At 59.3% G+C, this 21,383-nt stretch carries 27 protein-coding genes; 11 read left to right on the top strand and 16 right to left on the bottom strand.

Annotated elements, in window-relative coordinates:
- Position 1: 1 nt before the first annotated feature.
- The 10 genes from hisC to AB4P90_RS05375 form a co-directional block, all read right to left on the bottom strand.
- Positions 2-1,054, bottom strand: coding sequence for a histidinol-phosphate transaminase (gene hisC, locus AB4P90_RS05420; RefSeq protein ID WP_014716942.1), 1,053 nt, complete (start codon positions 1,052-1,054; stop codon positions 2-4).
- A 3-nt stretch (positions 1,055-1,057) separates the two neighbouring features.
- Positions 1,058-2,374, bottom strand: coding sequence for a histidinol dehydrogenase (gene hisD / locus AB4P90_RS05415; RefSeq protein ID WP_020301263.1), 1,317 nt, complete (start codon positions 2,372-2,374; stop codon positions 1,058-1,060).
- A gap of 128 nt (positions 2,375-2,502) precedes the next feature.
- Positions 2,503-3,138, bottom strand: a complete 636-nt coding sequence (hisG, locus tag AB4P90_RS05410; RefSeq protein WP_003188599.1) for an ATP phosphoribosyltransferase — start codon at positions 3,136-3,138, stop codon at positions 2,503-2,505.
- 213 nt (positions 3,139-3,351) lie between these two features.
- Positions 3,352-4,617: a UDP-N-acetylglucosamine 1-carboxyvinyltransferase gene (gene murA / locus AB4P90_RS05405; RefSeq protein WP_003188598.1), complete on the bottom strand. Its 1,266-nt coding sequence runs from the start codon at positions 4,615-4,617 to the stop codon at positions 3,352-3,354.
- Between the two features lie 23 nt (positions 4,618-4,640).
- Positions 4,641-4,880: a BolA family protein gene (locus tag AB4P90_RS05400; RefSeq protein WP_003188597.1), complete on the bottom strand. Its 240-nt coding sequence runs from the start codon at positions 4,878-4,880 to the stop codon at positions 4,641-4,643.
- A gap of 114 nt (positions 4,881-4,994) precedes the next feature.
- On the bottom strand, positions 4,995-5,300 hold the full coding sequence (locus tag AB4P90_RS05395) for a lipid asymmetry maintenance protein MlaB (protein ID WP_003188596.1): 306 nt from the start codon (positions 5,298-5,300) through the stop codon (positions 4,995-4,997).
- Entirely contained in the window at positions 5,297-5,944 is a 648-nt protein-coding gene (locus AB4P90_RS05390) for a phospholipid-binding protein MlaC (protein ID WP_014716940.1), read from the bottom strand. Before AB4P90_RS05390 ends, AB4P90_RS05395 begins: the two co-directional genes overlap by 4 nt.
- Before the next feature lie 11 nt (positions 5,945-5,955).
- Complete coding sequence (gene mlaD, locus AB4P90_RS05385; protein WP_003188593.1) at positions 5,956-6,423, bottom strand: outer membrane lipid asymmetry maintenance protein MlaD; 468 nt, start codon at positions 6,421-6,423, stop codon at positions 5,956-5,958.
- Entirely contained in the window at positions 6,423-7,220 is a 798-nt protein-coding gene (mlaE, locus tag AB4P90_RS05380) for a lipid asymmetry maintenance ABC transporter permease subunit MlaE (protein WP_003188592.1), read from the bottom strand. The genes mlaD and mlaE overlap by 1 nt, the downstream gene beginning before the upstream one ends.
- On the bottom strand, positions 7,220-8,029 hold the full coding sequence (locus AB4P90_RS05375) for an ATP-binding cassette domain-containing protein (RefSeq protein ID WP_038448939.1): 810 nt from the start codon (positions 8,027-8,029) through the stop codon (positions 7,220-7,222). The genes mlaE and AB4P90_RS05375 overlap by 1 nt, the downstream gene beginning before the upstream one ends.
- A gap of 310 nt (positions 8,030-8,339) precedes the next feature.
- Between AB4P90_RS05375 and AB4P90_RS05370 the strand changes: the two genes are divergently transcribed.
- From AB4P90_RS05370 to AB4P90_RS05325, 10 genes are all read left to right on the top strand, one after another.
- Positions 8,340-9,314, top strand: a complete 975-nt coding sequence (locus tag AB4P90_RS05370; RefSeq protein ID WP_014716939.1) for a KpsF/GutQ family sugar-phosphate isomerase — start codon at positions 8,340-8,342, stop codon at positions 9,312-9,314.
- Positions 9,315-9,839, top strand: a complete 525-nt coding sequence (locus AB4P90_RS05365; protein ID WP_014716938.1) for an HAD family hydrolase — start codon at positions 9,315-9,317, stop codon at positions 9,837-9,839.
- 8 nt (positions 9,840-9,847) lie between these two features.
- Positions 9,848-10,420: an LPS export ABC transporter periplasmic protein LptC gene (gene lptC, locus AB4P90_RS05360; protein WP_014716937.1), complete on the top strand. Its 573-nt coding sequence runs from the start codon at positions 9,848-9,850 to the stop codon at positions 10,418-10,420.
- Positions 10,407-10,940: a lipopolysaccharide transport periplasmic protein LptA gene (lptA, locus tag AB4P90_RS05355; RefSeq protein WP_014716936.1), complete on the top strand. Its 534-nt coding sequence runs from the start codon at positions 10,407-10,409 to the stop codon at positions 10,938-10,940. The genes lptC and lptA overlap by 14 nt, the downstream gene beginning before the upstream one ends.
- Positions 10,940-11,665: an LPS export ABC transporter ATP-binding protein gene (gene lptB, locus AB4P90_RS05350; RefSeq protein WP_003188582.1), complete on the top strand. Its 726-nt coding sequence runs from the start codon at positions 10,940-10,942 to the stop codon at positions 11,663-11,665. The genes lptA and lptB overlap by 1 nt, the downstream gene beginning before the upstream one ends.
- Positions 11,666-11,849: 184 nt before the next feature.
- Entirely contained in the window at positions 11,850-13,343 is a 1,494-nt protein-coding gene (locus tag AB4P90_RS05345) for an RNA polymerase factor sigma-54 (RefSeq protein ID WP_014716935.1), read from the top strand.
- A gap of 75 nt (positions 13,344-13,418) precedes the next feature.
- Complete coding sequence (gene hpf, locus AB4P90_RS05340; RefSeq protein WP_014716934.1) at positions 13,419-13,724, top strand: ribosome hibernation-promoting factor, HPF/YfiA family; 306 nt, start codon at positions 13,419-13,421, stop codon at positions 13,722-13,724.
- A 10-nt stretch (positions 13,725-13,734) separates the two neighbouring features.
- Positions 13,735-14,199, top strand: a complete 465-nt coding sequence (ptsN, locus tag AB4P90_RS05335) for a PTS IIA-like nitrogen regulatory protein PtsN (RefSeq protein WP_014716933.1) — start codon at positions 13,735-13,737, stop codon at positions 14,197-14,199.
- 2 nt (positions 14,200-14,201) lie between these two features.
- A complete protein-coding gene (gene rapZ, locus AB4P90_RS05330; RefSeq protein ID WP_019816957.1) occupies positions 14,202-15,059 on the top strand; it encodes an RNase adapter RapZ in 858 nt (285 codons plus the stop codon).
- 16 nt (positions 15,060-15,075) lie between these two features.
- The gene (locus AB4P90_RS05325) at positions 15,076-15,348 is read left to right on the top strand and encodes an HPr family phosphocarrier protein (RefSeq protein ID WP_014716931.1); all 273 of its coding nucleotides are present in this window, start codon (positions 15,076-15,078) and stop codon (positions 15,346-15,348) included.
- Between the two features lie 113 nt (positions 15,349-15,461).
- Here the strand turns inward: AB4P90_RS05325 and AB4P90_RS05320 are convergent, their stop codons facing one another.
- The 6 genes from AB4P90_RS05320 to pmbA form a co-directional block, all read right to left on the bottom strand.
- Entirely contained in the window at positions 15,462-16,355 is an 894-nt protein-coding gene (locus AB4P90_RS05320; RefSeq protein ID WP_014716930.1) for a ZIP family metal transporter, read from the bottom strand.
- Between the two features lie 32 nt (positions 16,356-16,387).
- Positions 16,388-16,999 carry a superoxide dismutase gene (locus AB4P90_RS05315; protein ID WP_014716929.1) on the bottom strand — a complete coding sequence of 204 codons (612 nt, stop codon included), beginning with the start codon at positions 16,997-16,999 and terminating at the stop codon, positions 16,388-16,390.
- Between the two features lies 1 nt (position 17,000).
- Positions 17,001-17,429: a hypothetical protein gene (locus tag AB4P90_RS05310; protein WP_395605719.1), complete on the bottom strand. Its 429-nt coding sequence runs from the start codon at positions 17,427-17,429 to the stop codon at positions 17,001-17,003.
- A gap of 27 nt (positions 17,430-17,456) precedes the next feature.
- Positions 17,457-18,833: a lyase family protein gene (locus AB4P90_RS05305; RefSeq protein WP_020301266.1), complete on the bottom strand. Its 1,377-nt coding sequence runs from the start codon at positions 18,831-18,833 to the stop codon at positions 17,457-17,459.
- On the bottom strand, positions 18,826-19,221 hold the full coding sequence (locus tag AB4P90_RS05300) for a hypothetical protein (protein WP_003188570.1): 396 nt from the start codon (positions 19,219-19,221) through the stop codon (positions 18,826-18,828). Before AB4P90_RS05300 ends, AB4P90_RS05305 begins: the two co-directional genes overlap by 8 nt.
- Positions 19,222-19,368: 147 nt before the next feature.
- Positions 19,369-20,715, bottom strand: coding sequence for a metalloprotease PmbA (gene pmbA / locus AB4P90_RS05295; RefSeq protein ID WP_014716925.1), 1,347 nt, complete (start codon positions 20,713-20,715; stop codon positions 19,369-19,371).
- Positions 20,716-20,823: 108 nt separating this feature from the next.
- Here pmbA and yjgA point away from each other — a divergent pair, with 108 nt between their 5' ends.
- Positions 20,824-21,345 carry a ribosome biogenesis factor YjgA gene (gene yjgA, locus AB4P90_RS05290; RefSeq protein ID WP_003188568.1) on the top strand — a complete coding sequence of 174 codons (522 nt, stop codon included), beginning with the start codon at positions 20,824-20,826 and terminating at the stop codon, positions 21,343-21,345.
- Positions 21,346-21,383 lie beyond the last annotated feature (38 nt).

The raw sequence follows: 21,383 nt of genomic DNA, 5'->3' as shown, positions 1-21,383 counted from the left end.
GTCAGAGCTCACCGAGCCCGTCGATCAGCGCCTGGTTCTGCTCCGGCGTCCCGATGCTGATCCGCAGGAACTGGGCAATCCGCTCCTGCTTGAAGTGCCGCACGATCACCCCTTGCTCACGCAACTTGGCGGCCAGCCCTGCAGCGTCATGCCGCGGGTGACGGGCGAAGATGAAGTTCGCTGCCGATGGCAATACCTCGAATCCCTTCGCTTCCAATTGCGCGACGACCTGGTTGCGGCTGTCGATCACCCACTGGCAGGTTTTCTCAAAGTATTCACGGTCGTCAAACGCGGCCGCCGCGCCAACAATCGCCAACCGATCCAACGGGTAGGAGTTGAAGCTGTTCTTGACCCGCTCCAGCGCCTCGATCAGGTCTGGGTGGCCCACAGCCAGGCCCACACGCAAACCGGCCAGTGAGCGCGATTTGGACAGGGTCTGGGTCACCAGCAGGTTCGGGTAACGGTCGACCAGGCTGATGGCAGTTTCGCCGCCGAAGTCGATATAGGCTTCATCGACCACCACCACCGAGTCCGGGCTGGCCTTGAGGATCTGCTCCACCGCGTCCAGCGCCAGTACGCAGCCGGTGGGCGCGTTAGGGTTGGGGAAGATGATCCCGCCGTTGGGCCTGGCATAGTCAGCGGCCCGAATCTGGAACTGTTCGTCCAGTGACACCGCGTCGAACGTAATGCCGTACAGGCCGCAGTACACCGGGTAGAAGCTGTAGCTGATATCCGGGAACAGCAGCGGCAGATCGTGCTGGAACAGGCCATGGAAGATGTGCGCCAGGACTTCGTCAGAACCGTTGCCGAGGAACACCTTGCCGGCATCGATCCCGTAATACCTGGCCACGGCCTGCTTGAGCAGGTCGCTGTTGGGGTCCGGGTACAGACGCAAGTTGTCGTTCAACTCGGCCTGCATTGCCGCCAGCGCCTTGGGCGATGGGCCGTAGGGGTTTTCGTTGGTGTTGAGCTTGACCAGTTTGGTCAGCTTCGGTTGCTCACCGGGTACGTAAGGCACCAGGTCCTTGACGAAAGGGCTCCAGAATTTGCTCATGCCTTACGCTCCCTTGACGATGCGGTATTCAGCGCTGCGTGCGTGCGCGCTGAGGGATTCACCACGGGCCAGCACCGAGGCGGTCTTGCCCAGCTCGGAAGCGCCTTGTGGCGAGCAGAAGATAATCGACGAGCGCTTCTGGAAGTCGTACACCCCCAGCGGCGACGAGAAACGCGCAGTGCCGGAGGTTGGCAACACGTGATTGGGGCCGGCGCAATAGTCGCCCAGGGCTTCGCTGGTGTGACGGCCCATGAAGATCGCCCCAGCGTGACGGATCGATGGCAACCAGGCCTGTGGGTCCGCTACGGACAGCTCAAGGTGCTCCGGTGCGATGCGATTGGCCACTTCAATGGCCTGCTCCATGTCACGCACCCGAATCAGCGCACCACGGCCGTTGATCGACTTCTCGATGATCTCGGCACGCTCCATGGTCGGCAGCAGCTTATTGATGCTGGCGGCGACCTTGTCGAGGAACTCGGCATCGGGACTGACCAGGATCGCCTGGGCGTCTTCATCGTGCTCCGCCTGGGAGAACAGGTCCATGGCGATCCAGTCCGGGTCGGTCTGGCCGTCACACACCACGAGGATTTCCGAGGGCCCGGCGATCATGTCGATACCGACCTGGCCAAACACATGGCGTTTGGCGGTGGCGACGTAGATATTGCCGGGACCGACCACTTTATCGACCTTCGGCACGCTTTCGGTGCCATAGGCCAGCGCTGCAACGGCCTGGGCGCCACCAATGGTGAATACCCGGTCGACACCGGCGATGCAGGCGGCAGCCAGCACCAGCTCGTTGATCTCGCCACGGGGGGTCGGCACCACCATGACCACTTCGGTCACGCCGGCGACTTTGGCCGGGATCGCATTCATCAACACCGACGATGGATACGACGCCTTACCGCCCGGCACGTACAGGCCGGCGCGGTCCAGTGGCGTGACCTTCTGGCCCAGCACAGTGCCGTCGGCCTCGGTGTAGCTCCAGGAGTCCTGCTTCTGTTTTTCGTGATAGCTGCGTACCCGCGCCGCAGCGACTTCGAGGGCTTCGCGCTGCGGTGCGGTGATGCGCGTCAGCGCCAGCTCCAGGCGTTCACGCGGCAGGATCAGGTCAGCCATGGACTGCACGTCCAGGCCGTCGAACTGGCGGGTGAAATCCACCAGCGCAGCATCACCGCGCTCACGCACGGCCTTGATGATGTCGAGCACCCGCTGGTTGACCGAGTCGTCAGACACGCTTTCCCAGCTCAGCAGATGATCCAGATGATGGGCGAAATCCGGGTCGGCAGCGTTGAGTCGGGCAATTGCAGTGGACGTGGTCATAGCGAGGGCCTCAATAGAATTGGCAAAAACTCAGGCGCCCTAAACTAGCAGTCGTTTCCGCTTGGGCACCTGAGAATTCTGGCTATGAGGCGGATAGACGGGCGCAGCTCTTCAGCTACGCGGGTGAGTCAACCGCGGTGTCGAGACTCCACTGCCTTGCGCAGGGTGTCGATCAACGCCTGAATACGGGCGTGCTGCATCTTCATCGATGCTTTGTTGACGATCAGGCGGGAGCTGATGTCAGCGATAAAATCCTGGGGCTCCAAACCGTTGGCACGCAGGGTGTTGCCGGTGTCGACCACGTCGATGATCTTGTCGGCCAGCCCGATCAGCGGTGCCAGCTCCATGGAGCCGTAGAGCTTGATGATATCGACCTGACGGCCTTGTTCGGCGTAATAGCGCTTGGCAACGTTGACGAACTTGGTGGCGACCCGCAGGCGGCCCTTGGGCTCGACATCACCCACGCGGCCAGCGGTCATCAGCTTGCACAGGGCGATGCGCAGGTCCAGAGGCTCGTACAGGCCCTGGCCACCGTATTCCATCAGCACGTCCTTGCCGGCAACACCCAGGTCGGCGGCGCCATGTTCAACGTAGGTCGGCACGTCGGTAGCCCGCACGATCAGCAGGCGCACGTCGTCCTGGGTCGTGGGGATGATCAGCTTGCGGCTCTTGTCCGGATTCTCGGTCGGCACGATGCCCGCTTCAGCCAGAAGCGGCAACGTGTCGTCAAGGATGCGGCCCTTGGACAGTGCGATGGTCAACATGGGAAATGTCAGTCCTTCATCAGGCTATTGCTGTCCGGTCGCAAACGGCGCCAGACACAGATCGAGGCCATGACAGCCTCGATTTGAAACAAACCAGTGTTTGTAGGAGCGAGCTTGCTCGCGAAGAACGTCAACGATAACGCGTTTATTCAGAGTCAACGCGGTGCACATGAGGCCTTCGCGAGCAAGCTCGCTCCTACAGGGCAGCGGGGACTAGCCCGGTACGCGGCGAATCTTCGCGCCGAGCATCTGCAGTTTCTCTTCGATGCACTCGTAACCACGGTCTATGTGGTAGATGCGGTCGATCAGGGTGTCACCTTCGGCGCACAGTGCCGAGATTACCAGGCTGGCCGAGGCACGCAGGTCGGTTGCCATTACTGGCGCGCCCTTGAGCTTGTCGATCCCGGTGACGATGGCGGTGTTGCCTTCGACCTGGATCTTGGCGCCCATGCGGTGCAGTTCATACACGTGCATGAAGCGGTTTTCGAAGATGGTCTCGATCACAGCACCGGTGCCTTCGGCAATCGCGTTCAAGGAGATGAACTGCGCTTGCATGTCGGTCGGGAACGCCGGGTACGGAGCGGTACGCACGTTGACGGCTTTTGGCCGCTTGCCGTGCATGTTCAGCTCGATCCAGTCTTCGCCGGTGGTGATCTCTGCGCCGGCTTCCTTGAGTTTTTCCAGGACGGCTTCCAGGATGGTCGGATCGGTGTCCTTGACCTTCACACGGCCACCGGTCACGGCAGCGGCAACCAGGTAGGTACCGGTCTCGATGCGGTCAGGCATGACTTTGTAGGTGGCGGTGTGCAGACGCTCTACACCATCAATAGTGATGGTGTCAGTGCCAGCGCCGGAAACTTTGGCGCCCATGGCGTTGAGGAAGTTGGCCAGGTCGACCACTTCCGGCTCGCGTGCGGCGTTCTGCAACACGCTGCGACCGTTGGCCAGGGCAGCGGCCATCATGATGTTCTCGGTACCGGTGACGCTGACGGTATCAAAGAAGAAGTTCGCGCCGCGCAGGCCGCCTTCCGGCGCCTTGGCTTTGATGTAGCCGCCTTCGACGTCGATGACTGCGCCCATGGCCTCAAGGCCACGGATGTGCAGGTCGACCGGACGCGAACCAATGGCGCAACCGCCAGGCAAGGCTACTTCGGCTTCGCCGAAACGGGCAACCATCGGGCCCAGCACCAGGATCGACGCACGCATGGTTTTCACCAGTTCGTACGGGGCAATCAGGGTCTTGATGGTACGTGGGTCAATTTCGACGGCCAGTTTCTCGTCGATCACCGGCTCAATGCCCATGCGACCGAACAGCTCGATCATGGTGGTGATGTCGTGCAGGTGCGGCAGGTTGGCCACAGTCACCGGGCCATCGCACAGCAGGGTCGCTGCCAGGATCGGCAAGGCGGAGTTTTTCGCACCGGAAATGCGAATCTCGCCATCAAGGCGGGCACCGCCGGTAATAATCAATTTATCCATAAGAATCTCGACGCCTTGGGGGCTCAGGTGCGCTCGGCCCAGGCCGCGCGGCTGAAAAATTTCATAGTGACCGCATGGATGCTGCCATCGGTGATCCATGGGTTCAAATGGGCATAGATCTGCTGCTGACGCTTGACCGGGCTCAATGCCGCCAGTTCATCGCTAATCACGTTCAGCTGGAAATTGCAGCCTTCGCCTTCGACTTCTACAGTCGTTTCAGGCAGCTTTCCTTCAAGGAAGCTCTTAACTTCTAGGGCCTGCATGCTCAACCTCTATCGGCGCCCAGTGCGCACGGGTCGCACATCATACAAAAAAGCCCCGCGCCTGCGAACCCCGCATAGCAGGACTCTGACGGGGGGCTTCTTTAACAATGTGTATTAAGGATGCGCCAGTAGCTCGGTCAAACCGGAAACTTCGGCAATTTCGCGCATGTCTTCCGGCAACGCACGGATACTGACCGGTTTTTTCGCCGCCTCGGCATCACGCATGAAGCACAGCAACAACGACAGGCCGACGCTGCTGGACTTGGTCACCGCCGAGCAATCAAGCACCAGCTCTGGCGCTTTGCTGGCCTTGATTAACGCCTGGCCCTGCTTGCGCAGGTCAGGCCCGGTGCGGTAATCCAGCACGCCGCTGAGGAACAGCTCGCCGGCGTCGCCGATACGAACAGCCGACTCGGTCATTGCGCAGGCTTCCCGGCAGCTTTGTCGGTTTCTTCCTTGGCCTTGGCCACTTCACCGGCCCAACCGTTGATGGTCTTGTCCAGATCGTTGCCATTGCGCTGCATCGCGTCGGCGAACTGATCACGGAACAGCTTGCCGATGTTGATACCGTTGATGATCACGTTACGCAGCTTCCACTCACCGTTGATCTTCGTCAGGGTGTAGGACACAGGGTACACGGCGCCATTGCTGCCGGAGACTTTCATCCCGACTTCAGCACGGTCGCCCGACTCGTCCTTGGGCGCATCAACGATAATGCCCTGGTTGTTGTATTCCAGCAGAGCGTTGCCGTAGAACTGGAACAGACCCTTCTTGAAGTTTTCCTGGAACGTCTGCATCTGCGCAGGCGTAGCCTTGCGCGAATACTTGACCGTCATGATGCTTTTGGAGATGCCTTCAGCATCGACCACAGGGCCAACGATCGTGTTGAGCGCGTTGTAGAACTTGGAAGGGTCTTGCTTGTACTGTTCTTTATTAGCCTTGAGGTCAGCCAGCATTTTGCTGGTGGTGTCCTGCACCAAATCGTGGGCAGAACCTGCCGCGTTGGCCATCATCGGCAATGCTGCAAGCAGTACCAGCAGGCCACGTCGCAAGGTAGAGATCATGAACAGATTCCTCATTTGGCGTCTTTATTGACCGTATTGAGCAAAAATTTTCCGATCAGGTCTTCAAGCACCAGCGACGACTGTGTGTCGTGGATGGTCGAACCATCCTTGAGCAGGGCTGTTTCCCCGCCCACGCTGACCCCGATGTACTTCTCGCCCAGCAAACCCGCAGTGAGGATAGATGCCGTGGAGTCAGTTGGCAGATTATCTACCTTCTTGTCCAGTTGCATCGTCACCCGACCGGTAAAGCTGTCGCGATCCAGATCGATTGCCGTGACTTTGCCGATGGTGACACCGGCCATGGTCACTTTGGATCTGACCGTCAAACCGGCGATATTGTCGAAGTACGCGTAAAGTTTATAGGTATCGGCGGTAGGGCTGGCCGACAGGCCGCTGACTCGCAGGGCCAACAACAGTAAAGCCAGGATGCCAGCCAGCAAGAAAAGGCCGACACCGATTTCCACAGTGCGGTTTTGCATCAGAAATCTCCAAACATCAAGGCGGTCAAAATGAAGTCAAGGCCCAGTACCGCCAACGAGGCGTACACAACGGTCTTGGTGGTGGCACGGCTGATCCCCTCTGAAGTGGGCTCACAGTCATAGCCTTGGAATACGGCAATCCAGGTCACCACAAAGGCAAAGACGATGCTCTTTATAATGCCGTTGAGCACGTCACCGGTGAAGGTCACGCTGTTTTGCATGTTGGCCCAGTAGGAGCCGTCGTAGACCCCCAGCCAGTCAACCGCCACCCACGAACCACCCCAGATACCCACCACGCTGAAGATCATTGCCAGCAGTGGCAGGGAAATGAAGCCGGCCCACAGGCGCGGGGCAACGATGTACTTGAGCGGGTCCACGCCGATCATTTCCAGGCTGGACAGCTGCTCGGTGGACTTCATATTGCCGATTTCAGCGGTCAACGCCGAGCCCGCACGCCCAGCGAACAACAAGGCGGTGACCACCGGGCCAAGCTCACGCAACAGGGTCAGGGCCACCATCTGCCCTACCGCCTGCTCCGAGCCGTAGCTGGACAGGATATTGAAACCCTGCAGGGCCAGCACCATGCCGATGAACACGCCGGAGACCACGATGATCACCAGGGACATCACCCCCACCGAGTGCAGTTGCTTGACCAGCAGGCCAAAGCCGCCGCCGATGCCGCCGCGCCCCAGCAAGGCGTGAAACAGGAAAATGGTCGAACGCCCCAGCACTTCGACGATGTCGATGCCCGAACGACCGAAAAGGCGAACCTTCTCGATAAGAGATGTCTTGCGCATCAGCGCTTCCCCAGAAGATCTGAGCGGTAGTCCGCCGCCGGAAAGTGAAAAGGCACCGGGCCATCGGGGTTGCCGGTCATGAATTGGCGAATGCGCGGGTTATCGGCGTTCATCAACTCTTCAGGCGTACCCTGCCCCAGCACCTGACCATCACCGACTACATACAGATAGTCGGCAATGCTCGCGGTTTCGGCCAGGTCGTGGGAGACCACGATACTGGTGATTCCCAGTGCATCGTTGAGCAGGCGGATCAGGCGCACCAACACGCCCATGGCGATCGGGTCCTGCCCCACGAATGGCTCGTCATACATGAGGATCTGTGGGTCGAGGGCAATGGCCCGCGCCAGGGCGACACGGCGCTTCATGCCACCGGACAACTCGTCCGGCATCAGGTCGATGGCGCCGCGAAGGCCTACGGCCTGCAGCTTCAGCAACACGATGTCACGAATCATTTCATCGGACAGCTGGGTGTGCACCCGCAGCGGGAAGGCCACGTTTTCGAACACATCGAGGTCGGTAAACAGCGCGCCGCTCTGGAATAGCACGCCCATATGCTTGCGCGCATCGAACAGATCGCTGCGTGACAGCGTCGGCAGGTTCTGGCCGTTGACCCACACTTCCCCGGCACTGGGGCGCAATTGCATGCCCATCAGGCGCAACAGGGTGGTCTTGCCGCAACCGGAAGGCCCCATGATGCCCGTGACCTTGCCGCGAGGAATGCGAATATCGATGTTATTGAAGATGCTGCGCGTCCCGCGCTTGAAGGTAAGACCCTTCAGCTCGACCGCGTAGGCGTTATCGGCACTCATCTAATCTCCTTGGGATGCAGCCTTTCACTCAGACACCATGTGTGCGACTTTGGTTTTCAACAGATGCGCAATAGTTGAGCACATGGGTTGGGCGGACCGAACTGGCGGCGAACTATATCACTGCTGGTACAGAGCGCCCAAGGCCGGAACAGCGCTGGTTCAGATTTGAGACAGGGAAAAAACGTTGCTTGCTATGTTGCCCACGGTGCTTTTCAGTTATCCCGCGCACAAAGCCTGACGAACTTGCGTGAGGGAATCGATCATTACCGCTATAATCGCCGACTTTTCGTCAGGCTATACGATTTCAGACATGAGCCAATCCAGCGACCTTATTCAATCCGCACAACGCACCATACGCCTTGAGCTTGAAGCCGTAGAAGGCTTGCTGGCCCATATCGACGCGGATTTCGTGCGCGCCTGCGAGATGATTCTGGCGAGCAAGGGCCGCGTTGTGGTGGTCGGCATGGGCAAGTCCGGCCACATTGGCAACAAGATCGCGGCGACCTTGGCGAGCACGGGGACCACTGCGTTTTTCGTGCACCCGGCCGAAGCCAGCCACGGCGACATGGGCATGATCACCAAGGATGACGTGATTTTGGCGCTGTCCAACTCCGGCACCACCAACGAAATCGTGACCCTGTTGCCGCTGATCAAGCGCCTGGGCATCCAGATGATCAGCCTCACAGGTAACCCTGAGTCAACGTTGGCCAAGGCTGCCGACGTCAACCTGAACGTGCACGTGACCCACGAAGCCTGCCCACTGAATCTGGCGCCCACCTCCTCCACCACCGCCGCGCTGGTAATGGGCGATGCCCTGGCGGTGGCATTGCTGGAGGCCCGCGGGTTTACGGCCGAGGACTTCGCATTTTCACATCCGGGTGGCGCACTGGGCCGTCGCCTGCTGCTGAAAGTGGAAAATGTCATGCATCGCGGCGCCGAGCTGCCGAGCGTTCCACGCGGCACTCTGCTTCGGGATGCGCTGATGGAAATGACCCGCAAGGGCTTGGGCATGACCGCCATCGTCGAAACCGATGGCCGGCTGGCCGGGATATTCACCGACGGCGACCTGCGTCGCACCCTCGACCGCACCATTGATATCCATACCGCGACCATCGACGCCGTGATGACCCCTCACGGCAAGACCGCCCGCGCCGAAATGCTCGCGGCTGAAGCGTTGAAAATCATGGAAGACCACCGGATAGGTGCACTGATCGTGGTCGACCACGATGATCGGCCGATCGGGGCCCTAAACCTAGGCGACTTGCTGCGCGCAGGAGTGATGTAAATGATCAGCGACCTGATGCAACGCGGTAAAAACATCAAACTGGCGATTTTCGACGTTGACGGCGTGCTGACGGATGGCCGCCTGTACTTCCTCGAAGACGGCAGCGAATTCAAGACCTTCAACACCCTCGATGGCCAAGGCATCAAAATGCTGATGGCAGCGGGCGTGCAAACCGCAATTATCAGCGGTCGAAAAACACCGGTTGTGGAACGCCGCGCACAAAACCTCGGTATTCCTCACCTGTATCAGGGCCGCGAGGATAAACTGGTGGTGCTGGACGAGCTTCTTGGCCAACTCAACCTAAGCTATGAACAGGTCGCCTATCTGGGCGACGACCTGCCAGACCTGCCGGTGATTCGCCGGGTGGGCCTGGGCATGGCCGTCGCGAATGCCGCGGCGTTTGTCCGCGAACACGCCCATGGCATCACCACCGCCCGTGGCGGCGAAGGTGCCGCCCGCGAGTTCTGCGAGTTGATCCTGCGTGCCCAGGGCAGTCTTGAAGCGGCCCACGCCGCCTACCTATAGAGCGTTATATGCTGAGCAAAAAGATTCGCAACTTCCTGTTATTCGGGGTCATCGCCGCGCTGCTCCTGGCGGTGGGCTACTGGAATATCAGCCCGGAGCGCTTTCTCGACAAGCCTGTTGCGCAGGTTGACGAAGGTCTTATCGACTATTACGCCACCAATGCCTACAGCATTCAGTACCTGCCTGACGGCAAGGTGCAGTATGAGATGACATCGGACAAGGTCGAGCACTTGAAGGCTTCCGAAGTCAGCCTGCTGACCAATCCGGACCTGAACCTGTATCGCGGCACCGAATTTCCCTGGCACGTCACCAGCAAGCGTGGCGAGGTCAACCCGGATGGCACCGAAGTTGAACTGATCGACTCGGTTCGCGTCGCACGTACAGACGCGCAGAACCGCGACACCATCATTACCAGCAGTCGCATGACCGTATTCCCACAGAAGCAATATGCGCAGACCGAGCAAGACGTTAGAATCGACGGCGCTGGCGGTGTATCGACTGGCAAGGGAATGAAAGCGTATTTGAAAGAAAGCAGGATACACCTGCTATCGAACGTAAGAGGACAGTATGAGGCTCGTTAAAACCCTCCCTATTTTGCTCGGTCTGGGCGCAGCACTGGGAAGCGTGAGCGCCTGGGCTCTGCCGAACGATAGCCAGCAACCGATCCATATTTCGGCTGACGATGCACAGCTCGATGACAAGAAAGGTGTTGCCACCTATACAGGCGGCGTGATCATCACCCAGGGCTCGATGAAGATTACCGGCAACACGGTGACTCTGACGCGCACCCAGGCAGGCGACATTGACGTGGTGACGTCGGTGGGCAACCTGGCTTATTTCGAGCAGAAGCAGTCCGCTACCGACACCGGCCCGATGAAAGGCTACGGCAAGACTATCCAGTATCACGCCCAGCAGAATCGTATCGTGTTGATCGACCAGGCCAAGGTACTGAGCCCAGACGGCAACTCGACCGAAGGTGAAAAGATCACCTATGACACCGTCAAGCAGATCGCCAACGCCGGTCGCGCCAACGGCTCCAAGGTCACTGCACCGCGCCCGCGCATCGACATGGTTATCCAGCCGAAGAAGAAGGCCGAGTAATGGCAACCCTGAAAGCCCAGCATCTGGCCAAGGCCTATAAAAGCCGCCAGGTGGTACGCGACGTCAGCCTGTCGATCGACAGCGGCCAGATCGTCGGTTTGCTCGGCCCCAACGGTGCCGGCAAAACCACTTGCTTCTATATGATCGTCGGGCTGGTCCAGGCAGACCAGGGTCGTGTATTGATCGACGACCTGGATGTCAGCCATCAACCCATGCACGGTCGTGCACGGGCAGGTATCGGCTATCTTCCCCAGGAAGCGTCGATCTTCCGCAAACTGTCGGTAGCCGATAACATCATGGCGATTCTCGAGACCCGCAAGGAACTCGATCGCGATGGCCGCCGCCAGGAGTTGGAAAGCCTGCTGCAGGAATTCCACATCAACCATATTCGCGACAACCTCGGCATGAGCCTGTCCGGTGGTGAGCGCCGCCGCGTGGAAATCGCCCGCGCCCTGGCGACCGCGCCGAAATTCATCCTGCTGGATGAACCCTTTGCCGGTGTCGACCCGATTTCGGTGGGTGACATCAAGCAGATCATCCATCACCTCAAGGCCAAGGGCATTGGCGTGCTGATCACCGACCACAACGTGCGCGAAACCCTCGATATCTGCGAAACAGCGTATATCGTCAACGATGGTCAGCTGATTGCCGAAGGCGATGCCGAGACTATCCTGGCTAACGAGCTGGTGAAGGAAGTGTACCTGGGTCACGAGTTCCGCCTGTAAACACAGGGGTATCGCGCTTTTCCCTGGAGCGCGCGGGAGTCAATGGAAACCTCGGTTTTTTTATTGTTACCGCGCTCTAGGCAAAGGCCCCGAGATCAGGCATATAATTTGCTTATGTTTGGCGCTCACGCGCCCTGTCGTGGATGGCGCATTGCGCCGGCGAATAAGGTGTTAAGCCCCTGCCATGAAACCATCGCTAGTCCTGAGAATGGGCCAGCAGCTGACGATGACACCGCAGCTGCAACAGGCCATCCGCCTGCTCCAATTGTCGACCCTGGACCTGCAACAGGAAATCCAGGAGGCCCTGGAGTCCAATCCGATGCTCGAACGCCAGGAAGAAGGCGACGACTTCGATAATGCAGACCCGCTGGCCGACAACATCGAGCAAAAACCCAATCCCGACGTGCAGGAACCCTCCTATCAGGAAACCGCCCCGACGGTGGACAACCTGGAGGAAGGCGACTGGAACGAACGCATTCCCAACGAGCTTCCCGTGGACACCGCGTGGGAAGACGTCTACCAGACCAGCGCCAGCAGCCTGCCGAGCAACGATGATGACGAGTGGGACTTCACCACCCGTACGTCGGTGGGCGAGAGCCTGCAGAGCCACCTGTTGTGGCAACTGAACCTGGCGCCGATGTCCGATACCGATCGCCTGATCGCGGTCACCCTGATCGACTGCATCAACAACCAGGGCTACCTGGACGAAACCCTCGAGGAGATCCTTGAGGCCTTCGACCCGGAACTGGATATCGAACTGGACGAAATCGAAGCCGTCCTGCACCGCATCCAGCAATTCGAGCCCGCCGGCATTGGTGCCCGCACACTCAGCGAGTGCCTGTTGCTGCAACTGCGCCAATTGCCGGCCAAGACCCCATGGCTCACCGAAGCGCAACGCCTGGTCAGTGACTACATCGACCTGCTGGGCAGTCGCGACTACAGCCAACTGATGCGCCGTATGAAGCTCAAGGAAGATGACTTGCGCCAGGTCATCGAGCTGGTGCAAAGCCTCAACCCGCGCCCAGGCTCGCAGATCGAATCCAGCGAAGCCGAATACGTAGTGCCCGACGTCATCGTGCGCAAGGACAACGAACGTTGGCTGGTGGAGCTGAACCAGGAGTCGGTACCGCGCCTGCGGGTCAACCCGCAATACGCAGGTTTTGTGCGCCGCGCCGACACCAGCGCCGATAACACCTTCATGCGCAACCAGTTGCAGGAAGCGCGGTGGTTCATCAAGAGCCTGCAAAGCCGCAACGAAACCCTGATGAAAGTCGCAACCCAGATCGTCGAACACCAGCGCGGTTTTCTGGAGTACGGCGACGAGGCCATGAAGCCTCTCGTGCTGCACGACATCGCCGAAGCCGTCGGCATGCATGAATCGACGATTTCCCGGGTTACCACGCAGAAATTCATGCATACCCCACGGGGTATTTATGAGCTGAAATACTTTTTCTCCAGCCACGTCAGCACCTCTGAAGGCGGTGAATGCTCGTCCACGGCGATCCGCGCGATCATCAAAAAACTGGTTGCCGCTGAAAATCAGAAAAAGCCGTTGAGTGACAGCAAGATCGCTGGTTTACTGGAGGCACAAGGCATTCAGGTCGCCCGTCGAACCGTCGCCAAGTACCGCGAGTCCCTAGGGATCGCGCCATCCAGCGAGCGTAAGCGTTTGATGTGACGGGCGGGCCACAGCGTTCCAGTGGTGGGTATTCCTGCCCACCGCTTTATGCACTGGCAACGAAGGAGAAGCTGTATGCAAGTCAACATCAGTGGACACCAGCTGGTAGTCACCAAGCCCCTGCGTGAATACACCGAGAGCAAACTGAACAAGCTTGCGGGACATTTTGACAAGATCACCAACGTGCAGGTCACCATGGAGGTCGATAAGCTCAAGCAGAAAATCGAGGCCACCCTGCACGTACCGAATGCCAAGCTCGTTGCCAATGCAGAACATGAAGACATGTACGCGGCAATTGACTCGCTCTACGACAAGCTCGACCGCCAACTCATAAAGCATAAGGAAAAGAATCTGCACCTGATGCAAGGTACAGGTCGTTAACTCTCCCCCCATGATCCGACTTGAAACCATCCTGACCCCCGGCCGTTCCCTCGTGAACGTGCCGGGCGGCAGCAAGAAAAAAGCCCTCGAACAAATTGCCAACCTGATCGCACGCGAAGTGCCGGATCTGGAGATGCAAGATGTCTTCGAAGCGTTGATTGCCCGTGAAAAACTCGGTTCCACCGGTTTTGGCAACGGCATCGCCATTCCGCACTGCCGCCTCAAAGGCTGTGAAACACCTGTGAGCGCCTTGCTGCACTTGGATCACCCCATTGATTTCGACGCCATCGACGGCGCCCCGGTCGACCTGCTCTTCGTGCTGCTGGTCCCGGAAGCCGCCACCGATGCGCACCTGGAACTGCTCCGGCAGATCGCCAGCATGCTGGACCGCAAGGATGTACGCGACAAACTGCGCAGCGCCTCCAGCAATGAAGCGTTGTACCAAGTTGTCCTGGATGAACAAAACGGGCAGTAATCATGCGTTTGATCATCGTCAGCGGTCGCTCCGGCTCGGGTAAGAGCACCGCCCTCAATGTGCTTGAGGACAACGGCTTCTATTGCATCGACAACCTGCCCGCCGGCCTGCTGCCAGAGCTGGCGGAACGCGCACTGATCCATACCGAATTGGCGCAGCCGCTGGTGGCGGTCTCGATTGATGCGCGCAACCTGCCTAGCCACCTCTCGCGGTTCCCGGAACTGTTGGAAGAAGTGCGTGCCAAGCACATTCATTGCGATGTGCTGTACCTGGATGCCGACGAAGAGACCTTGCTCAAGCGGTTCTCCGAAACCCGTCGACGCCACCCCCTCAGCAGCGCCAACCGCTCCCTGGCCGAAGCCATCGAGGACGAGACCAAGCTGCTCGGGCCGATCATTGACCTGGCCGACCTGAAGATCAACACCACCAATCTGAACCTGTATCAGTTGCGCGACGCGATCAAGCTGCGCCTGCTGAACCAGCCTGAGCCGGGGACGGCGTTTCTGGTCGAGTCATTTGGCTTCAAGCGCGGCATGCCGGTAGATGCCGACCTAGTGTTCGATGTGCGCTGCCTGCCCAACCCTTACTGGAAGCCGGAGTTGCGCGATCAGTCCGGGCTGGATCAGCCTGTGATCGACTACCTGGCCGCACAACCGGATGTGGAAGAGATGTTCCAGGACATCTCCAGCTACCTGCTCAAATGGTTGCCGCGCTTTGCCGCCAGCAATCGAGCCTATGTCACCATTGCCATTGGCTGCACCGGCGGCCACCACCGCTCGGTCTATTTGACTGAACGGCTGGGCCAGGTGCTGCAACAAACCCTCAAGAACGTCCAGGTTCGCCACCGCGACCTGAGTTGAAAGGAACACCTGCGCGATGCCTGCTCTGGAAATTGAAATCATCAACAAGCTGGGCTTGCACGCCCGGGCGTCGGCTAAATTCGTCGGCGTGGCCGGGCAGTTCCCCTGCCAGATCCGTGCTGGGCGTACGCCAGAGTCCATGGTCGATGGCAAAAGCATCATGGCGATGATGATGTTGGCGGCCGGCAAAGGCACCAAAATCCATCTGCGCACCGAAGGCGAGCAAGAAGACGAAGCAATGGCCGCACTGGTCGCGTTGATCAACAACTACTTCGACGAAGGCGAATAACCCTACTGTAGGAGCTTGCTCGCGAAAAACGTCAACGATAACGCGGGCATCCTGGTTAACGCAGTGCTCTCAGTTTTTTTTGCGAGCAGGCTCCCTCCTACAGGGAACCACCCTCAGCCTAACGCCGTATCCATCACCATCATCAGGCAAAACCCGAGGCACAGCCCAAGGCTGGCGAGATTTTCATGGCCATTGCGGCGCGACTCGGGGATGACTTCATGAGTCACGACCAGCAACATTGCCCCGGCGGCCAACGCCAAACCCAGCGGCAACAACACTTCGGCAAGGCTCACCAGCCATGCACAGAGCACCGCAAATACCGGCTCAACCAAGCCTGATGCAGCGCCAATCAAAAAGGCTTTGATCCGCGACATTCCCGCCCCAGCCAATACCAGCGCAATCACCAGCCCTTCAGGCACATCCTGCAGGGCAATGCCCATGGCGAGGCTGTCGGCATCCGCCATGCCTCCGCCCGCAGAAACCCCCACAGCCATGCCTTCCGGAATGTTGTGCGCAATGATGGCAAACACGAACAACCAAATACGCGGCGGGATAACCGGTTTATCCGGTGTACCCACCAGCATTTCCGGGCTGGCGCCAGAAACCTTGCGGTCTACGAGGTACAGGCCGAACGCCCCGAGCATGATGCCGAAGCTGATCAAGCCACTGGCGCCCCAAGGTGAAAGTCCCAGGCTTTCGGCGGCGGCGATGCCCGGTACCACCAGAGAAAACGCAGTCGCCGCCAGCATCACACCGGCACCAAAGCCCAGCAGGGTGTCGCTAAGCGCCATCGGCATGCGCCGAATCACCAACACCGGCACCGCGCCCAGCGCCGTGCCAAGCGCGCAGATCGCCCCACCCTGCAAAGCACGCAGTATGCGCGGTTCCAGGTTCAACCAGGCCAGCCCATGGGCCACCAATAACGCAGTACCTGCCAATAGCAGCAGCGTGCCAAACGCATAACGAAACATTCGCACGCTACCGATCGCCAGTGTTTGAGTGCCCATAGTCGGCCTTAGATCTTGTTATGGAGTGAATGTCAGGCCAAAGCGGCCTGATAGCGCGCGGCAACCTCCGGCCAGTTGATGACGCTATAGAATGCATTGATGTACTCCGGTCGTCGGTTTTGATATTGCAGGTAGTAAGCGTGCTCCCAGACGTCCAGGCCCAGCACCGGCGTATTGCCGCTCATCAGCGGGCTGTCCTGGTTGCCGCTGCTTTCCACCACCAGCGTTTTTTGTGGCGTAACGCTCAGCCAGGCCCAACCGCTGCCGAATCGCGTCAAGGCCGCCTTGGTGAACGCCTCCTTGAAGCTGTCGAAACCACCCAATTGCTCGTCGATAGCCTTGCCCAGCGCGCCCTCGGGTTTGCCGCCCCCTGTCGGTGACATGACTGCCCAGAACAACGAGTGGTTCGCATGCCCGCCTCCTTGGTTGACCACAGCAGCGCGTAATTTCTCCGGCAATGTTTGGACGCTGGACACCAGCTTCTCCACCGGCCAGCCGGCGAACTCAGTCCCCTCGACCGCAGCATTGAGGTTATTGATGTAGGTCTGGTGGTGCTTGGTGTAGTGAATTTCCATGGTTTGCGCGTCGATATGCGGCTCGAGGGCGTCGTAGGCGTAAGGCAAGGCCGGCAAGGTATAGGTCATATCAATGTGCTCCATAGTGGGACGTGGACGTTGGCGTCGCAGCACTGCCCAGCAGCCGATGAGTGCGTGGGTATTCGCCGTGATCGCTGATGAAATTCAGCAGCTCGACGTAGGTCTTGCTGCTTTGGCGCAGCGCGGCCTCGCGCAGTGACGGGCTGAGTCGCGGGTTCTGCATGGTCTGTAAGAGGCGCTGATGGATAGCGCAGAGGTATTCCGCGCTTTCCTCAGGCTGGTTCCGGCGCAAGTGCAGGTCCGCCAGGTTGTGATGGGAAATGACGCAAGCCGCCACTGCTTCGTCAGCATCCGCCCAGCGTTCGAACAACACTTGGGCCAGGGCCAGGGCTTGCAGATAGGCCTCGCGAGCGTCAACCAACTCGCCTGCCATAAAGCAGCGATTGGCCCGTTCGATCGTGCGTTTCCAGTGCTCCATGGTGAGCCTCCAAAGCGGGGTCGTTGATTACACGCCGCCGGCGGTGAGCTTTTCCGGGTCCAGCAGGACTTCCAGTTGGCTGCGAGGCAGGTCGGTGTGTTCGAGGGCGACATCGATCACCGGGCGGCCTTGCTGATACGCCTTCTTGGCGATTTCAGCGGCTTTCTGGTAGCCGATGATCGGGTTAAGTGCGGTGACCAGGATCGGATTGCGTGACAGCGCTTCCTTGAGCTTGGGTTCGTTGACCTTGAAGCTGGCAATGGCCTTGTCCGCCAGCAACCGGCTGGCATTGGCCAGCAACTCCAGGCTGCTGAGCAGGTTTTGGGCAATGATCGGCAGCATCACATTCAGCTCGAAATTGCCCGACTGACCGGCCACCGTGATCACTGTGTCATTGCCGATAACCTGGGCGGCCACCATGGCGGTCGCTTCCGGGATGACCGGGTTGACCTTGCCCGGCATGATCGACGAGCCCGGCTGCAGCGCCTCCAGTTCGATTTCACCCAGGCCGGCCAATGGCCCGGAGTTCATCCAGCGCAGGTCATTGGCGATCTTCATCAGCGACACCGCCGTGGCTTTCAACTGACCAGAGACCGCAACGGCGGTGTCCTGGGAGCCAATCAGCGCAAACAGGTTCTTGCCGGGTGTGAACTTCACTCCGGTCAACAGGCTCAGTTGCTGGCTGAAACGCCCGGCAAACTCGGGGTGTGCGTTGATCCCGGTGCCGACCGCCGTGCCGCCCTGAGCCAATGCTTGCAGCGCCGGTAGCAGGTCCTGCAAGTGACCGATATTGGCCTTGAGCTGCTGCGCCCAGCCGTTCAACACCTGGCTCATGCGCACCGGCATGGCGTCCATCAAATGCGTGCGGCCGGTCTTGATGAACGGGTGAACCGCCTCGGCTTTTTGCTCGATGACCTGCACCAGATGCAGCAGGGCCGGCAACGTTTGCTCGTGCAGCACCAACGCAGCACTGACGTGAATGGTGGTGGGGATGATGTCGTTGCTGCTCTGGCCGCAATTCACATGATCGTTGGGGTTGACCGCCTCGCCCAGCAAACGGCTGGCAAGGGTCGCGATCACTTCATTGGCGTTCATGTTGGAGCTGGTGCCGGAGCCGGTCTGGAAGATATCCACCGGGAAGTGCTGCATGTAGTCGCCTTCCAGCAATCCTTGGGCAGCATCGACAATAGCCTTGCCCTGCCCTTCGCTGATTTGCTTGAGGTCGACGTTGACCTTGGCCGCGGCTGTCTTGGCCAGGATCAGCGCGCGGATAAATTGCGCCGGCATGGGTTGATGACTGATCGGAAAGTTGTTCACCGCACGCTGTGTTTGTGCGCCATACAAAGCTTCTTGCGGCACATGCAGTTCGCCCATGCTGTCGCGTTCGATACGGGTGTTACTCATCATTAGATCCTTGCACCAAGTCAGAAACGGAAATCGAAGGCAGTAATTCGCAGCTCGCCAATTGCCAGGCAAAGGTCTGCCAGCGCTTGAGGCGGCAGGCACAGTGGGAGAGTTTTTCCAGGTCGCGCAGTGGTCGCCAGGCCTGGTCCAGGCACAGAGAGCGCCAATGCCAGGGCAAGGCGACATCAGCGGCGGTGTCGATCAACAAACGAAATGAGGTTTCAGCGATGGTCCACGGATGGGTTGCGGTGCAACACGCCAGGTACCGACCTTCGTTCAGGTAATGCTCAATCAGGCGGGGTTCATTGGGATCCAGGCCACAGCGAATCTGGCGGCTCATCCAACGCCAGCTTTCCAGATAGGGATCCTCATGCAAGACAGAACTCATGAGACACACTCATTCGGTAATGATATTTATTATTAAATGATATTGAGAATCAAAACAAGAGTGGCCCATTAATCCTGTCAAAAGAGGCGCAATAAAAAAGGCGCGCCATCTTTGCGATGGCGCGCCTTTCAGAACGTGCGGGAGGGATTAGCTGCCAGCGACCGTCATGCGTTCAATAAGCACCGAACCCGTGCGGATATTGCTGCGCAGTTCAAGGTCGTTACCCACGGCAACGATCTGCTTGAACATATCGCGCATATTGCCCGCGATGGTCACTTCCTGGACGGCGAACTGAATCTCGCCATTCTCCACCCAGAAGCCCGCCGCACCACGCGAGTAGTCACCGGTGACCATGTTCAGGCCATGGCCCATCAATTCAGTCACCAGCAACCCACGCCCCATCCGCCGCAACAACGCCGCCTGGTCTTCATCACCGTGGGTCACGAACAGGTTATGCACGCCGCCTGCGTTAGCGGTGCTTGGCAGGCCCAGCTTGCGACCGGCATAAGTGCCCAGCACATAGGACACCAGCTCACCTTGCTCGACAAACGGCTTGGCATAGGTCGCCAGGCCATCGCCGTCGAACGACGAACTGCCCATCGCGCGCATCAGATGCGGGCGCTCGTCGATGGTCAGCCACTCAGGGAACAGCTTCTGGCCGATGGCGCCTTCCAGGAACGAAGACTTGCGATATAGGTTGCCACCGGAAATCGCGCCGAGAAAGCTGCCGAATAAACCACCGGCCAGCTCTGCGGAAAACAGCACAGGCACTTCGCAGGTCGGCACCGGGCGCGCGCCCAGGCGGCTCGCAGCCCGTTGCGCCGCACGCAGGCCAATGCTTGCAGGGTCTGCCAGTAAATCGCCTTGGCGGTTTACGTCATACCAGTAATCACGCTGCATCTGCCCGTTGGCTTCGGCGATCATCACGCAACTGAGGCTGTGACGCGTGGACGCATAGCCACCGATAAAGCCATGGCTGTTGCCGTAGACGCGGCAACCCTGATGGGTACTCAAGGTGGTGCCGTCCGCATTCTTGATGCGGGCATCGGCATCGAAGGCTGCCGCTTCGCAGGTCAGCGCCAGCTCGATGGCTTGCTCAGGCGTGATATCCCAGGCGTGGAACAGGTCAAAATCCTGCACATCCTTGGCCATCAACGCCTTGTCGGCCAGGCCCGAGCTTTCATCCTCGGAGGTGTGCTTGGCAATCGCCAGTGCTGCGGCGACGGTCTCGCGAATCGCCTCAGGGCCACTGGCGGAAGTGCTGGCCGAGCCTTTGCGCTGGCCCGCATACAAGGTAATGCCAAACCCTTGGTCGCGATTGAATTCAACCGTTTCCACTTCCCGCTGGCGCACCGAAGTCGACAACCCTTGCTCCAGCGACACCGCCACTTCACAGGCGCTGGCCCCCTGGCGCTTGGCCTCGGCAAGGATCTGCTCGACTTGTTCCTGCAGGGCCGGTAACGCTTGTGGACCGACGCTTTGGGCTGCACTCATGGTTTTCTCCACTCAAATTCTGCTTTCGGTAATGGCCATCGAGCGACCGGGCCGGACAAGCGGCCCCCGACTGGTTATCATGGCGGCGTTTCTTTGCGGACTGCCACCATGGTTGATTCTTACGACGACTCCCTCGATGGGGAGAAAAGCAAAACCCAGGTCAAACGTGAGCTGCATGCTCTGGTTGACCTTGGCGAGCGCCTTACAACGCTCAAAAAGGATTTGGTCGCCAAACTGCCACTGACCGACGAAATGCGTCGGGCCCTGGCGGATGCGCCCAAGCACACCGCGAATATCGCGCGTAAACGGCACATCTCGTTTATCGGCAAACTGATGCGCGACCAAGACATTGACGCCATTCTGACTTTGCTCGATCAAACCGATGCCTCCACTCGCCAGTACAACGAACGCTTCCACAACCTGGAACGTTGGCGTGACCGCCTGATCTCGGGCGATGACGCGGTGCTGGAGAAATTCGTACTGGACTACCCGGACGCGGACCGCCAGCAATTGCGCTCCCTGATCCGTCAGGCCCAGCACGAGCTGGCGCATAACAAGGCGCCGGCCACCAGCCGTAAAATCTTCAAATACATCCGTGAGCTGGACGAGACTCAACGCGGCCTGCGCTGATCCTCTTCCCCGGGTGGCGGTCTTCGCCACCCGAAGCT

It is taken from the genome of Pseudomonas sp. B16120 (genome assembly GCF_044218845.1).
GTDB classification, from domain to species: Bacteria; Pseudomonadota; Gammaproteobacteria; order Pseudomonadales; family Pseudomonadaceae; genus Aquipseudomonas; species Aquipseudomonas paracarnis.
This window is presented reverse-complemented; position numbering and strand designations above follow the sequence as displayed.